The sequence below is a fragment of the Nitrosomonas sp. JL21 genome (assembly GCF_009833095.1).
Lineage (GTDB): Bacteria > Pseudomonadota > Gammaproteobacteria > Burkholderiales > Nitrosomonadaceae > Nitrosomonas.
In genome coordinates, this window is sequence record NZ_QRCB01000039.1 from 60,137 (window position 1) to 75,407 (window position 15,271).

12 protein-coding genes are annotated in these 15,271 nt (G+C 47.0%); 8 read left to right on the plus strand and 4 right to left on the minus strand.

Annotated elements, in window-relative coordinates; translation table 11 throughout:
• Positions 1–551 precede the first annotated feature (551 nt).
• The 3 genes from ABF87_RS11765 to ABF87_RS11775 all read left to right on the plus strand — a co-directional run bounded on the left by ABF87_RS11765 (position 552) and on the right by ABF87_RS11775 (position 4,287).
• Complete coding sequence (locus ABF87_RS11765) at positions 552–3,080, plus strand: Rne/Rng family ribonuclease (protein ID WP_160829316.1); 2,529 nt, start codon at positions 552–554, stop codon at positions 3,078–3,080.
• Positions 3,081–3,238: 158 nt separating this feature from the next.
• The gene (locus ABF87_RS11770; RefSeq protein WP_160829317.1) at positions 3,239–3,676 is read left to right on the plus strand and encodes a hemerythrin domain-containing protein; all 438 of its coding nucleotides are present in this window, start codon (positions 3,239–3,241) and stop codon (positions 3,674–3,676) included.
• On the plus strand, positions 3,673–4,287 hold the full coding sequence (locus ABF87_RS11775) for a hypothetical protein (protein ID WP_160829318.1): 615 nt from the start codon (positions 3,673–3,675) through the stop codon (positions 4,285–4,287). The genes ABF87_RS11770 and ABF87_RS11775 overlap by 4 nt, the downstream gene beginning before the upstream one ends.
• Positions 4,288–4,352: 65 nt before the next feature.
• Here ABF87_RS11775 and ABF87_RS11780 read toward each other — a convergent pair whose 3' ends face one another.
• Complete coding sequence (locus ABF87_RS11780) at positions 4,353–5,393, minus strand: Ig-like domain-containing protein (protein WP_160829319.1); 1,041 nt, start codon at positions 5,391–5,393, stop codon at positions 4,353–4,355.
• 137 nt (positions 5,394–5,530) lie between these two features.
• Here ABF87_RS11780 and ABF87_RS11785 point away from each other — a divergent pair, with 137 nt between their 5' ends.
• Entirely contained in the window at positions 5,531–6,010 is a 480-nt protein-coding gene (locus ABF87_RS11785; protein ID WP_240143658.1) for a surface-adhesin E family protein, read from the plus strand.
• Positions 6,011–6,447: 437 nt separating this feature from the next.
• Positions 6,448–8,166: a methyl-accepting chemotaxis protein gene (locus tag ABF87_RS11790; protein WP_160829320.1), complete on the plus strand. Its 1,719-nt coding sequence runs from the start codon at positions 6,448–6,450 to the stop codon at positions 8,164–8,166.
• Positions 8,167–8,323: 157 nt separating this feature from the next.
• On the opposite strand, the gene ABF87_RS11795 is transcribed toward ABF87_RS11790, so the two are convergent.
• A complete protein-coding gene (locus ABF87_RS11795; RefSeq protein WP_160829321.1) occupies positions 8,324–10,135 on the minus strand; it encodes a GGDEF domain-containing protein in 1,812 nt (603 codons plus the stop codon).
• Between the two features lie 437 nt (positions 10,136–10,572).
• On the opposite strand from ABF87_RS11795, the gene ABF87_RS11800 reads away from it, so the two are divergent.
• Complete coding sequence (locus ABF87_RS11800) at positions 10,573–11,988, plus strand: TAXI family TRAP transporter solute-binding subunit (RefSeq protein ID WP_160829322.1); 1,416 nt, start codon at positions 10,573–10,575, stop codon at positions 11,986–11,988.
• 258 nt (positions 11,989–12,246) lie between these two features.
• Positions 12,247–13,107, plus strand: coding sequence for a neutral zinc metallopeptidase (locus ABF87_RS11805; RefSeq protein ID WP_160829323.1), 861 nt, complete (start codon positions 12,247–12,249; stop codon positions 13,105–13,107).
• Positions 13,108–13,524: 417 nt separating this feature from the next.
• Here ABF87_RS11805 and ABF87_RS11810 read toward each other — a convergent pair whose 3' ends face one another.
• Both ABF87_RS11810 and ABF87_RS11815 read right to left on the minus strand, forming a co-directional pair.
• Entirely contained in the window at positions 13,525–13,935 is a 411-nt protein-coding gene (locus ABF87_RS11810; protein WP_240143659.1) for a nitrosocyanin, read from the minus strand.
• 530 nt (positions 13,936–14,465) lie between these two features.
• Entirely contained in the window at positions 14,466–14,672 is a 207-nt protein-coding gene (locus tag ABF87_RS11815) for a hypothetical protein (RefSeq protein WP_160829324.1), read from the minus strand.
• 59 nt (positions 14,673–14,731) lie between these two features.
• On the opposite strand from ABF87_RS11815, the gene ABF87_RS11820 reads away from it, so the two are divergent.
• On the plus strand, positions 14,732–14,902 hold the full coding sequence (locus tag ABF87_RS11820) for a hypothetical protein (protein WP_160829325.1): 171 nt from the start codon (positions 14,732–14,734) through the stop codon (positions 14,900–14,902).
• The last annotated feature ends 369 nt before the right edge of the window (positions 14,903–15,271 follow it).

The window sequence follows — 15,271 nt, forward strand, 5'->3', positions numbered from 1 at the left end:
GGTCATTTCATCGGTTTTATGGGTGATCTTGCACACACTTTCTATAAATTCTCATTAATATTGGCATTCTATATTTTTTTTTTGGAGCCCTTACTGTAAAATTCCTAACCAAGCGCCATAGCTTACTTTTTTAATTCTCGCATCTTAAAATTGATCTGGCACAAAGTTCTAGTTTGAGCTTTATGTAAAATCTGCTACCGTAGAAAAAGCTTTGAAAAGGTAGCAATCGATGCGATGGCCCAGCAATGCTGAATCCGATGAAAAAGCGCAGTTATCGTTTAGAGCTCCAAGACGGTAGATAGTTAGTAGAAAAATGAGATCCATAGTAATGCACTAGCGCGATAGTTTAACCTGGATTTTGCGCTTTTTATAACTGCAGGAAGCACGTCAGCATCAGAATAAATAAGAATAAACTTATACATATAATTGATAAGCGAATACTATAAACAAATTTTCAAATTCAAGCCTCGCCATTTCAGCTATGTAGCCCGAAATCTATCCGGTTATTTTTTGGATAGTGTACTTTTCAATAGAACGCGTAAGGTTTGTGAATGAAACGAATGTTATTTAATGCAACGCAGCCAGAAGAACTGCGAGTTGCAATTGTTAATGGTCAAACACTTGTCGACCTCGATATTGAGTCTGTCAGTAAAGAGCAGCGCAAGAGTAATATCTATAAAGCCGTCATTACTCGAATAGAGCCCAGTCTGGAAGCCGCTTTTGTCGATTATGGGTGTGAACGTCATGGCTTCTTGCCCTTCAAAGAGATTTCCTCATCTTGTTTTAGCGATAGTGAGGCCAATTTAGCCAACAGCCGCATTCAGGATCTGATACAAGAAGGCCAGGAGCTGATTGTTCAGGTCGATAAGGATGAACGCGGGACTAAAGGTGCGGCTCTGACGACCTATATCTCATTGGCCGGCCGCTATTTGGTGCTGATTCCGAATAATCCCAATAGTGGTGGAGTGTCGCGCCGTATCACCGGCGAAGAACGCAATGATCTGCGGGAAGTGATCGCGAAACTTGAAGTTCCTCAAGGCATGAGCATCATCGCTCGTACCGCGGGAATCGGTCGAAGCACCGAAGAGTTGCAATGGGATTTGAATTATCTGACGCAACTGTGGTATGCCATCGAAGAAGCGGCCAACAATCAGGATGGCGTTTTTCTGATTTATCAAGAAAGCAGCTTGGTTATCCGCGCGATTCGCGATTACTTCAATCAGGAAATCGGTGAGATATTGATTGATAGCCGCGACATTTTTGAGCAGGCAAGCCAATTCATGGCTCATGTGATGCCTGCGAATGTCGATCGCCTCAAATTTTATAATGATGATGTCCCGTTATTTTCGCGTTTTCAGATTGAGCATCAGATAGAAACCGCTTATTCGCGCCAGGTATCCTTGCCATCCGGTGGTGCGATCGTGATCGATCATACCGAAGCGCTGGTATCGGTGGATGTCAATTCGGCCCGTGCCATCCGCGGATTGGACATCGAGCATACCGCATTGAACACCAATCTCGAAGCGGCCGATGAAATCGCCCGTCAACTGAGGTTGCGCGATTTGGGTGGACTGATCGTGATCGATTTTATCGACATGGATGTTCAGCGTAACCAGCGCGAAGTCGAAGCTCGGTTGCACGAGGCACTGCGCCAAGACCGCGCCCGTATTCAAGTGGGTAAGATTTCGCGATTTGGACTGCTTGAGTTGTCGCGGCAACGATTACGCCCTTCTCTGGGAGAAAGCAACTACATTGCCTGTACGCGCTGTCACGGCACGGGATTTATCCGTGGCACCGATTCTTCGGCATTGCATGTGCTAAGAATCATCCAGGAAGAGGCAATGAAGGAAAATACCAGCGCACTGCATGTGCAATTACCCGTCGATGTGGCGACCTACCTCCTGAACGAAAAACGCGCCGAGATTTATGATATCGAATTACGCCAGCGCATCAATATCATTCTGATACCTAACGTGCATATCGAAACGCCGAATTACAGCATTACGCGTTTACGTCAGGAAGATATCAAGTCCAATGAAGCAGTGGCCAGCTATAAGATGGTCGAGAAGAATACCGAAGAAAACGTCATGGTATTCACTGAACAGAAAGCCAAACCGGTCCGGCCTCAAGCAGCGGTTCAAGGAATAACGCCAACTCAGCCTGCACCGATCAGAGAGGATAAAGGGCGCGACTCTTCCTTATTGGATAAATTCTTTAGCTGGTTTAAACCTGCCGGTCATGTTGAAAGCATTGGAACCGACAGTGGGGCCAAACCACTCGCCGATAAGCCGAAAGCTTCTCAAGAACGCGGGCGGACTCGTAATCGCCGCGGAAGAAATAAGACCGAGCGGCCAAGAGAAAGACAAAACAAACCTTCAGACACTCTCGATGTCGATGAAAATTACAATACGGCATCGGCAGAGCAAGCTTCTCAAGGAATGGAAACTGCCCAGCAAAAAACTCCAAAACCTCAATCGACTGAAAAACTGGCTTCTGATCAGTCTGGGGTGTCGGCTTCCGAATCAATGCCCGCGCATGAGAAAGAGAATTCTGAGAATGATGTGTCCAAATCGGATGGCCGCCGGCGTGTACGCAGACATCGGAGCAATAAAAATCGGGATCAATCACCCCGCGATAAAATACCTCATGAAAGTCAGGTCGATGGGGCAGTGCAAGCAATATCTGATACGGGCGAACCGTTTGCCGATCATTCCAATCAAACCAACGTAAATAGCATTTCCGAACAAATCGTTGCCGAGGTTGCTCCTTTAGAACCCGAAGTGACTAAGCATCGCAGTAAAAAGATAACTGCTGAGGCACAGGACGAGAATGTTTCCAGAGTGACTGACGCCGATAAATCACCAGCCGATGCGGTGTCGCTTCACGGTGCACATGACGCTGGCTTTATTAAGGAACCTCTGGATTTCAGAAGCAGTGGATTGGTCATGATTGAGACGCCTCCGGAAAAAGTTGAAACGGCGAGCAACGAAACGACCACTGCAAAACGGCCGAGAAGGAAGTTGAAGGAAACGAGTGCCACCGATACTGGCCCTTTGATGCAAGTCGAAACACGCGAATAATCACTTGCAGGAGCAGAGCCACGGCCTTACCGTTTCTTTGTTCGCTCATCCAGACATTCGATTCTTTCTCGAAACTCTCAAGAAAATAATGAGATAGGCAAGCAAGGTTGGATCGAACGAAAAGCGCAGTAGTTTTTTAGAGTTTCACTAAAAGCATTATGCCCAGAACTGGTGCTTTACTTTCATTGTCGCGTGAGCATCATACCTCATTGGTGCTGGCGCGCGCTGTCAAAAAAGTGATTGATGAGGACGATCCCATTGCTCACCAGGCGATGGCGGCGTGCATTGAAGCCCATGGGCATACTTTGTTGAGCGCCCACTTTGCCGAAGAGGAACACCTCATACAGCTTGCAAAAGACATCCTTGATCCTGGAGCTATCGCGCGCATCCTTGCAGAGCATGCAGAAATACGTATGCTGGCCGGGGAAAATTGCCCGGTTGAGCTCATCGAACGTTTGCGCCGTTTTGCTGAACTCATCGTTATGCATGTGCGCTATGAGGAACGTGTGCTGTTCCCTCAATTGCAGGCACATCCTTGCATGACTTCTGAAACTTTATTTCATTCAATCGATCACGTTGAAAAGGATTCTTCATGAATTTTCCTGAATTTTTCGAACAAGCTCCCATTGTGCATACCGTTGATCCATTCGCCGCCATGCTTGGGGCAGCGCGTGAAGGGAAGATCGACTATCATTATGCAGATGCCGTTCGCTTGGCAGGACACTCCTGCCCAACAGTGGCAGGCGCATTTCTAATGGGACGTGCAGCGCTAGACGCGCTTTATCCCGAGGGTCCTGCTGAGCGCGGTAATATTGCAGTACATATGCCAGCGCCAGAAGATGAAGGCGTGACTGGAGTCATGGCGCAAGTTCTGACGTTATTGACTGGCGCTGCGACCAAGAATGGTTTTCAAGGCATGCGTGGACGTTACAAACGACAGGGGCTGCTTAGTTTTGCGGCGCAACGTGAAGGGGAAGCCATCATCTTTACGCGCCTCGATAATAATATCCGCGTCGCGGTGACACTGGATATCTCTCGGATTCCAGCCGATCCCGCTCAAGGCGAACGGTTGATGGCCATTCTGCACGATAGCGCGGATGCGTCTCAACAGAAGGATTTTGCCGAAGCTTGGCAAGAACGCGTGCGGCGCTTGTTAGTTGAATTCGCTGATGACCCGCAAGTGATACGCGTGGTTGTGCTCAATTGAACGCAGGCCCTGCCGGGAAAGCTAAAAAACATCGATTCGGCTGAATGGCTGAGGGATTCAACCCATTAAAATCCATCAGATATGGCCAGCGACAATAATTCCGCCGTCGTTCCGACCAGAATGATGTTTCCTGTACCGCCTGCTCCGCCATCATAAAAATAAATCGTCTGGTCTTGTTCGCCGATGGCATTGCCGTTCGAATAGAGGCGGGCATGATAACCAAAGATATCGATTGATCCGGGGTGATCGGGAAATAATGCCGAATAACGATTCTCTCCCCAATCAAAAACCCTTTCCACATCCGGTAAAACAACGGGAGAGGCTGCCGCGGTTGTGAAGTTGTACGATCCCGTCTGAGCGTTGCCGTTGCCCACCAGATCCTTGATTGCACCAGAATCGATACTCACAAAATATTGACGATTGCTCAATAAGTCATTGGTCGGATTGATGATGAGGGTTCTGCCCGAAATCGAGATATTTGGACTATTTGCTATGTTGTAGGATTCGATTAAGGTATTTTCTGTAGTTTGGATGGAGACAAACCCTGAACCTCTCTGAATCAACTCGCTGAACGTCAACATAATATCGCTATTTACCGCTACCCCCGTCGATGAATTGGCAGGACTGAAGGTCTCGATCGTCGGAATCGATCCTGAAAAAAGGGGTGATTGTGTATCAAGATCTTCATACACCGAAATCGATGCATACTGTGTGGCATCGGCAAATCCTGGACGCCAGGAAGCGTCGACATAATAGCGTCCATCGTATGGGGCGATGAATTTGATGTGATCCATGCCTGGAACGCCGCTCTGGTCGCCAGCGGCGATGGAAGCGCCTTGTTCATCAAAAAGTTGCAACAAGGAGGGATCATAGTAACTTTCGCTGAAAATATCGTAGGTAGCTCCAGCGATGGCTTCAAATGCAAACAACGGCGGTGGCGTGATGGTCGTGATTGACGTTGAGAAAGATGCGTTGAAATCCCAATCCGATGAATTGTTGCCACTGTTGAGAGGCGGCGCCCATGAGGTAAAACTCAAGAGAATCGCCGAGTTTAATTGATCGATTGTGGGCAGGCGCGAAGGATTAATCACTTGATAGGGAATCACGGTACTTCTCCTGTTATTATTTTTTTAAGTATTCTATCCCAGATTTCTGAAATCTTACGGGTAATTTATTTCATTAATTCTGGATATTGTTTTATTTGTGCGGCAATAATGAGAAAATCAAGCCCACGCTCGCACTCATGAGTACAAGGCTTGAAAGCACGTTCAGCTTATTTTTCGATCACTATGAATCAAATTTTCCCCCAGACGAAAGGAATAAAAAACTAATTATGAAGAGGCTCCTGTTAACGTTGATCCTGAGCGGTTTGAGCACCCCCGCCCTGGCCGAGTGGACTAAAGTAGGCGAAAGCGATAGTAAAGGCGGTTTCATTGCCTATGCGGATTTAGCCACTATACGCAAAGCGGGTGATAGAGCGAAAATGTGGGCGCTATTTGACTATAAGTCTGTCCAGAGGGCATCCGGCGTTGAGTTTTTATCTGAGAAAATCCGCCGTGAATATGATTGCAAAGAAAAACAAATGCGGAAATTGGCATTCTCGTTCTTTAGCTGGAACATGGAAGGCGGAGAGCTTATTCGCTCATACAGTCAGCCGCAAAAATGGGAAGCTGTTCCTGCTGACAGCATCGATGAGGCAGAATGGAAAATAGCTTGCCAATGAACCTGAAGAGGTTGGATGAATGAATCAGCGCGCACCAGAATATCTGGCTGATAGCGCAACAGAACAGTCACTGAAATAAAGCACCCCGCTGCTTGCGGTACACCCTTCAACCTGCTGGTTTTCAAGCAGCTTTCGCCCCCAAGGGGCGGGGAATTGTACCCGCAGAGATTCAATTTTTTTGCTGCCAGCGAGTCCCGTAGACGTACAGATCGCACACTCTCTGGCCTCAAAATATGACTGACATTTCACAAAGAGTTTACATTCACGCAACAATCTTGCAGTGCTCCTGACTTATAGTGGCTCCGTAGCGTGGGTGAATTGCCATTGATTCAGATCTCCAGAAGTGAAGATATGAATGAACAAGCAGTCGACCCAACCGGATCAAGCAATCACAGATAAAAGGTGGTTTGCGCATACTAACTAAGGAGGAGCTAAACATGTTCAAGAATATGACAATAAAATCCAGAGTGACCATGGTCGTCGGATTGCTTTCGCTATTGCTGGTTGGGGTAGGGGTTCTTGGAATATCGGGCTTGAGTCAAAGCAATGATGCCTTCAAAGGCGCCATTCCTTTGGGGGATCTGGGGTTGATCGCCGATCGCATGCAGCGTGCGCGTTTAAATGCGGTGATATCCGCTTATGGCAGAAATGTTGACATCGTCAAACAGCGTCAGGCCTTGAATGAGCAAAGGGATATCGAGATTGCCGGCACTTGGCAGAAATATTTGACCAATACGCTCACGGATGAAGAAAAAAAGCTCGCCAATGATTTTGGTCGGCAATGGAAGGATTATGTCAATGAGCGTGATCGCACCATGGCACTGGCTGCAGCGGGGGAGTTTGATCTCGCCATCAACAATGCCACCGTTGTTGCCACGCCGAAATTCGATGCGGCTCATGCATCCTTGTTCAAGCTGCTCGAGTTACGCCGCGATTCGGCTGCCGCAGAATATGCCCACGCTGAGAGCCAGTTTCAACAAACGCTCACGATGACGATCGCAGCGCTGGTGGCAGGTGTGCTTGTGGCCATCCTGATCGGGTATCTGCTGGTCAGAGCCATCGTGGGACCTTTGAACAAGGCCATTGAAGCGGCTAACAGAGTGGCTTCCGGAGATTTGACTGGTGTGATCGAAGTCGATTCGACCAATGAATTGGGGCGGCTATTGCAAGCGCTGAGAGCCATGAACGACAATCTGCTCGATCTGGTCGGCAAGGTACGCCATAGTAATGAGTCGATTTCGACTGCATCCAGTGAAATTGCCTCGGGCAACCTGGACTTGAGCCAACGCACCGAAGAGCAGGCTTCAAGCCTCGAAGAGACGGCTTCATCCCTGGAGGAATTGACCTCGACCGTCCGGCAGAATGCGGAGAATGCTCGTCAGGCCAATCAATTGGCAGTGGGTGCCTCGGAAGTGGCGCACAAAGGAGGTGCCGTAGTGGGACAAGTGGTGCAAACGATGAGTTCGATCAATGACAGCTCGAAGAAAGTCGTCGACATCATCAGTGTGATCGATGGCATTGCATTCCAAACTAATATTCTGGCGCTGAATGCCGCCGTTGAAGCAGCCCGGGCGGGAGAGCAGGGTAGAGGTTTCGCAGTGGTGGCCACAGAAGTGCGCACGCTGGCCCAGCGCTCGGCAGCAGCAGCCAAGGAAATCAAGGAATTGATCAATGACTCAGTGACTAAAGTGGATGAAGGCACGAAACTGGTGGATGAAGCGGGCGTCACGATGGAAGAAATCGTCATGGCGGTGAAACGCGTGACCGACATCATGAGTGAAATCTCGGCGGCTTCACAGGAACAAAGTTCGGGCATCGAACAGATCAATCAGGCAGTCACGCAAATGGATGAAGCCACCCAGCAGAATGCCGCACTGGTGGAAGAAGCCTCCGCTGCCGCAGAATCGATGAAAGAGCAGGCGCACGTTCTGACCCAGGCAGTGAGCCAATTCAAGCTGTCGGAAGGTAGTCACTCAACGGTACGAAGCGGAATCAGCACAGGCAATGGATCTAAAAAAGTGGTAACCAGAATTCCGCAGCGCGCATCGGCAACGAAAAAACCTGTTTCCGGAAAACCGATTGAAAGCGCGGAAGAATCGGCCGTGCAACCGCGGAAGCTAGCAGCCGCAGGTGGAAGCGACTGGGAAGAATTCTAAACCGGCAATTAAGATCCGCTGCCGTTGAATGAGGCAGGCAGCGGAGCTGGCTCTTCACATTTCATATGTAGTAATTCATATTCCTCCTTGAACGTTACCGGCACTCAGTTTGATCAGGCTCCGGATCAGCAAACATCGGTAACGTTCTTTTTCAACCTCATGTGATCGTTGATTCTGAAGCTTCGATGACTGACACCTGATTTTTTCCCTGTTTTTTTGCCAGAAATACCGCATAGTCGGCGCGATCCAACGCCTGTTCATGGCTCTCATTGGCGAGGCACTGGGTGATCCCGGCGCTGAAAGTTATCAATAAGCGTTTGTTGTCATTCATGAAAAACCGTTTCGTCAGCTCGCGTTGCAACCGCCGCATTAAATCGGCAGCGGTAGGAAGCAGGGTATCGGGCAACAGAATCAGAAATTCTTCGGAGCCATACCGGATCACGCTATCATCCTCCCTGATGACCGATTTAATGACCTGCACCAAATCGGACAGCGTGTCGTCGCCGGCCTGACGGCCGAGTTGAGCGCTCAGCTCGCTGAAATTATCGACGTCGAGCAATACCAGACACAACGGTTTGCCGCTTTGCAGCATGTGCTGTTGTTCTTCGCTGAACGTTTCGACCAGCATGCGATGACTCAACGCGCCCGTCAGCCGGTCATCGCGGTTTTGTTCACCGACTTGGCGCAATTGATGTCGTAATTCATCGACGCGTTGTTGCGATGCATCGGCTTGTTGCTGTGTTTTTACCAACTCATCCCGCGAACGCATCATATCGAGCTGCATATGGCGGGTGTCCTCCATCAGATTTTCCAGCAGATTCTTCAGATCGACAGCTTGATTCGTTTGTTGAATGCGCTCGGTATAATGATCGATTTTTTGCTGGAACTCGCCAGTCGCTTCCGCCACAATGCCCAAACGCTCCAGAAAGATCGCAATCATTGCCTTGAGCGTTTGCTGTGCTTCGGTGAACGAATGTTGCAGCAAGCCTTCCTGATAGACGAGTTCTTTCAAAATCGATTCCGCATTGTAGACGCGATGCAGTATCAGGGGTTTTTCCAGGTTTTCCTCGATCAGATCGAGCTGATGCGTAACCCATGGATCCAGATCTTCGGGTAGCGACATATGCTGAATGAACAAATCGAGCATGTTCAGCAAGCCATCCATCAATCGCTGCTCCTGATCGACGCGCAACGCCATATGGATCCAGCATTGCCGTATTTTTCTTTCCAGCCCGTCGATATTTTGCGGTTGTTGTATGCTTTCAATCGCCTGAATCAGGAATTCGACTTCGGCTATCCAATGCTGATGGCTGGCAAGACGGGGAATGAGTGCATCGCGCAAGGTAAGCAGCAATAATGCTTGCCATTGCCGCCAGAGTGAATTCGCAACCGATTGCGCTTCCTGCACGACCACATTCGTTCCGGTCGTCTCGATCTGAGAGTTTTCCTTGGTCAGCGATGAGTTTGAAAGCGCTTCAGCCCGCCATTGGATGACCAATCCACTGATTTCGCTGTTAAGCCGCTCCGGCCGATGCGAAAACGACTTCACGATATCGGCTAATTCGTTCCGTCGAGCGGATTCTGCAGCCGATGTTCCGCGCACATCCCACAGCATCAACAGCAATTCTCCCCAGGGCCGTTCAATTCGTTGTTCGGGTGTGCCTTGCGATTGAATCAACTGGCCGAGCGATTGCGCCACCACTGGCCAATTTTGCTTACTCGCCGCCAGGTTGATATCGACCAGATAGTTATTCGCCACTTGAGGCAAACTGAGTGTGCGCAACGTAGTCAATAATTGATTGGCCAACGACAGCGAAGCAGTCTGCTCGGGCGGTTTTGTGCCGGCAATCTGATAATAAATCGCTTCATACTGATCCGGCGTGGGCGCAATACGCTGAGTGGCCAGATGCTTCAAGGTTTCTCTGGCGATCCATATCGGGTTTTTGGTATCAGGTCGATGGGTTTCCATAGCTCGTTATATCGGATGTCGTGAGTTGATCAAACCACTCGAAAAGTAATTACAGGAGTCAACTCATTTTGGATGGAAAAATAAAACCCTCAGCGTCAACTGAACGCCATTGTTGCACCGATGGATCCGATACAATGTGTCAAATAACCCCCTTTTTTGGGTTTCAATTGTTAACTTCGAAAGACTAGACTTAAATTCCTTTTGACTGATATGTGATTTGAGATTCGAAAAAGAGCATAACCGGCGGATCAGGCAAGGCAAGATCGAGTGTCGAGTGAGGAGGGGCAGGAATGTTAACCGCTTCCTTAGGATTAAAGATAGTTTTTGCAGATAAATTGAAGGATAAGCAAATAAGACATGGTGACCATTACGTTAGCTAAAACTGGCGGCAGCGCTCGGATAGTTACAGTGATTGCCGATTTCAGGAGCGAGTGTGCATGAGCGATGAATTCCCCGAAGAACTGACGAAGTTATACAGTTATCTCAAGAAACTGAATCGCCGAGTGATCAAGCTGAGGCATATGCACTTTTTTCGCCGACCAGTGGCCAGTGTGACAAGTTTTGTGATGATTTTCGTGCTGCTGATACCTACCATTGTGACGGGGATCTATCTGATTAGCCGCGCCAGCACCGAATATGTTTTTCTGACCGGGCCGGCAGGAAGTACCACCGCTTATATTGCTCCCCGCATTCAATCCATTCTCAATACACCTGAATCGATCGAGCAATTTCTTCACTTCAATATCGTTCCAGACTTTCAGTTGCGAACATCGTGCGGCGGTCTGGATACGAACGCGCAGATCAACGCAGGGGTGGCACATTTGGGGTTTGCCGAAGATGGCTTTTTTGGGGATTCAACCTCACCGATACACTGCTCATCGGCTTCAAAACTGCCCCAGGAGGATATCAGGAATATGGGCGCTGGCACCAAAATGCGGGTGCTGATGAGTCTGTACAAATCCCCGCTTCATATCGTCATTCGTAAAAAATTGGGCCTGAGTGATCTTCAGGAGATGCCATCCGGCTTGAAGGTATATCTTGGAGGAGATGGGAGTTCGACCCACTTCATCAGCCGGTTGATTGTCGAGCATTTTGGCCTGAGGGTTGATCGCAGAGGACAGGCGCTGGATTTCGAACAAGCTGCTCAGGAGCTCATGAATGGCGAATTCGACGCCGCTTTTTTTCTGGCAGGACTTCATACCGAAGTACTGAGAACGCTGTTGCAGCAGGATAGTGAGTTCCAGTTACTGCCGATCGCAAATACCGCCAGTTTGAAAACGCTCTTTCCCTATCTGGAATCTCTGACCATTCCGCCGGCAATTTACCCGAATGTTCAGAGTGAAATTCAGACGATAGGCACTCATACCGTTCTGGTGGCGTCCACCGCTCTGGGGGAATCCGAAGCCTACGAAATAACCAAGAAATTAACTGAACATAGCCAGGATCTGTTGTGGGACGTGCCGCTCAATTTGGCGCGCACCACCGACAACGATCCTTCCAAGGAATTATTTTATCCCGTCCATGATGGCGCGCGCAGATACTTTGCCCACAATCCACCATTTTTCCTGGATGTGGCCATGCTGACAGGCATCGGCGCTTATTTCTCAATTATTTATGCATCTTATGTCATGTTGCTGGAATTCTTCAGGAATTATCGCGTATACAGGCTTTTGACCACGATAGACCTGATCATGGGGCGAGCACAAAGACTCGAAAATACTTCCAATTCCGCGCTGTTTAATGCGCATATCCAGAAACTGCGCCGAATCTCATTGCGGCTCATGCGGTTGAGAAAAATTACCTACAGTGAATTCAGTTATATCGAGGATTACATCAAAGCCTATAAACTTTGAATTATCCGGGGTATGACCTTGGAAAAACTTGAAGTAATGCCTGAACCCCAACGGTATCCTTCCGAACCGACGGCAATTTTTTGTTTTGTTATTTTTTCAACAGTGTTGACTTCTATTCTGAAGTTGAAAATTACCGTCTATCCATCGATCAATTTATCATTTGATGAGCAGTCTTCTTCGGTGCGCTGATTGAACTGGAAAATTTACTTCTAAAATTAATTACTTTCAACGATTCAATTATCAAATTCTGGAGGTTGTATGCTTTGGAAAACTGGGCGTCGTAGTCAAAATATTGAAGATAGGCGTGGACTCAGCGTTTCAAGAGGAATTGGCGGCGGGGGGCTCGGCATCCTTTTACTCGTATTGGCATCGGTGTTTTTTGATATTGATCCTCGCATCGTTATGCAAGGCACCGAAATTTTGAGTGGAAGCAGTGAGTCGCAACAAACTCGGATTCAACCTATTCCAGAAGGGCAGGAAGAAGCAAAAGAATTTACCGCTGTGATACTTGCAGATACAGAAGATGCATGGAAAACAATATTTTCTGAGCAATTGAATGAAGACTACAAAGAACCTACACTCGTTTTGTTCAGCAGGGCAGTCCAATCAGCATGTGGGTTTGCACAAGCTGCAATGGGACCTTTTTACTGTCCCCGTGACCAGAAAGTATATATAGACCTCAGTTTTTTTGAAGATTTGAATAAGCTAGGAGCTTCAGGCGATTTCGCCCAAGCTTATGTTATTGCTCATGAGATTGGTCATCATATACAAACCCTATTAGGGATTTCAGATAAAGTTATTGCAGAGAGCGCTCACTTGAACAAACGTCAGCAAAACGCTCTATCAGTTCAGCAAGAGTTACAGGCCGATTGTTTTGCGGGTGTTTGGGCGAATAACGCACAACGTGCGCGCAATATTCTTGAAAGGGGCGATATAGAGGAAGGTCTGAATGCTGCCTCAGCTATGGGCGATGATCGTTTACAAAAAAGAGCACAAGGTTATATTGTTCCGGAATCTTTTACCCATGGAAGTTCTGAACAGAGAGTTCGCTGGTTTAAAAAAGGTTTAGTATCTGGGAAAATAAGCGATTGTAATACCTTTAAAACTAATAAGTTATAACTCTGATGTTTGCACAAATGGAGTAAAGGAAAGCGTACTTTAGTTGCCCTCACCTCGCTTCGCCTCAACAATCATCCCCTTATTTTTGCTTAGATCGGCGCAGCTTCCCTTATGTGAAACAGCGCACCGACCTCATCGATTCTTTAATCCATTATTCGGTGCATGATCAACTGATTAGAAATATAACACCATGTATTACAATAATATTTCTCTTGAAGCACTTTTGAATGAGTATGAGAATGGAAATCTGACGAATCTTTCCAATTTATCGAAGGCCCGTTCAAAGAAAATCAAGGCTGATTTCGATCAGAATTTTTCTGAAGATTATAAGAACAATTCCCGGAAAACAGGACAATCAAAGAAATCTATGGGTAAATTTTAAGATGAAACCCGCACTTAGCGGGCTTCATCTTATTCTTACTCTATGACATTCAACGATCCGGGCAGATGGATGTTTTTAGGATGGAGCTGGCACCAAATAGTGAAAGCTCCTGCTTTGTCCGCTTTGAAAGTAATGGTCGCGGTTTCTCCCGCCTTAATTACTTCCTTTATTCCATATTCATCAATAGAAAAGCCCTCGCTGATCGGAGATTTATTTTCTACAGTAATTTTTACATCGGTTCCTTTGTGAACAGTCAACGTCTCTGGTTCATTCAGAACATTAAAAGCGCGAATATTTTTTACGGTAACATTCTCAACTTTGAGTTCAGGAATAGTAGTGTCGTAAGCATTGATCACAACTTTAAAACTTTGCTCACCTGCTTGTACATTACTTGCTAGTAAGAGTCCTAAAGCTAGACTTGCAGACAAACTCTTTATTTTCATCATTGTTTTCTCCTCTAGTGGTTTAAATAAAAATATCCCCCGATATTGGGCTACTTCAACATAATTTCTTTACTTTCTAAAATTAGGAGGAAAACGAAGCCCAACAAAAATATAGCATAAATAAAGCTGTAATGAATATCATTTGTATTGATGGGATTGCACGTAGTGATACAACTCAATGCATCAAATTTATTTACACCGTTGTGGAATAAAGCACCCCGTCGCAAGCAGTGGGGTATTCTCCCAGCTCAACGAATCGTGCGGATGTGAAGCAGTGAGAAGTCGACCCCGACCACTAAATTCACTTGCTGCCCCTCCAGTTCTAGCATATCCCATCGCTCTTCCAGAGTAACTGCTGAATTTGACAAGATTTTTACATCCCACTGATTATAAGAATCTTCTAGACCAATAGCCCACGCAGTAATAGATGAAGGGTCGCTATACTTGTTTGTGAAAATACTTGAACTTTAAATGGAGGAGGTGAATCGTCGTCTATAGCGGAAAACGACACAGTATTACAAGAACCTCCCTCCTCAGCCAGAAAAAATAATTGATTCTAGCCCCGTTTCCGTCAGTCCTGCGAGCACTGTTGAGTCTAAACCACAGTTCAGAGACATCTCGATGCTTTCATCGAACATTGACTGGACATTGGTATCTGCCTGTCCAGCCAGAATAATGGTTGTCAATGCTATGGGTTGAGCGCTCAAAGGCACACGAGCACATGATTCCCAAAGAATCATGTGAATCTGCCGTTAAATATGGATGGGCAGGTAAGAAAGCTTTATGAGGAGTTTCGTTAATGAGAATTAATCAAATGCAAGTCGATAAAATATTAATGGAGATTTTTGAGCGCGAAAGAACGTTATTACTTGGCAACCTTTCAGACGGGGAAAAAGAAATGATGGCAGTTATTCTTTATGACTTAAATATTGAGCTGAGAAAAATGGGCTATGAAGTTCAAAAACATTAGCAGGAAATCTTGAAAGCAGGCTCCGAGGCTCGCACGAAGTGCGAACGTAGGAGTTCTCGATTTTCCGTTGCGGGTCACTGCGAAGCAGGAATTTGCGAAGCTAATCACGTTAACTACGATCCCGCCCTTACTGCAAAACGGGTTTATATTTCAGGTTGCTTGCCGATAAGCTTCCTTTTAAGCTGCGGAGGTTGTTTATGGTAGCGATGGATGCGATTGAAAACGCCTTAAAAATATTCAACCATCAGCCAGTTTTAGACATTTTCACGGTTGTATTGTTGCTTTCTGTAGTGGTCTAATAATCTCGGACACGAATTAAGGATGTAGTATGAGAAATCTTTCGGAGGTGTTCATTGGAAAAGCAAAGAA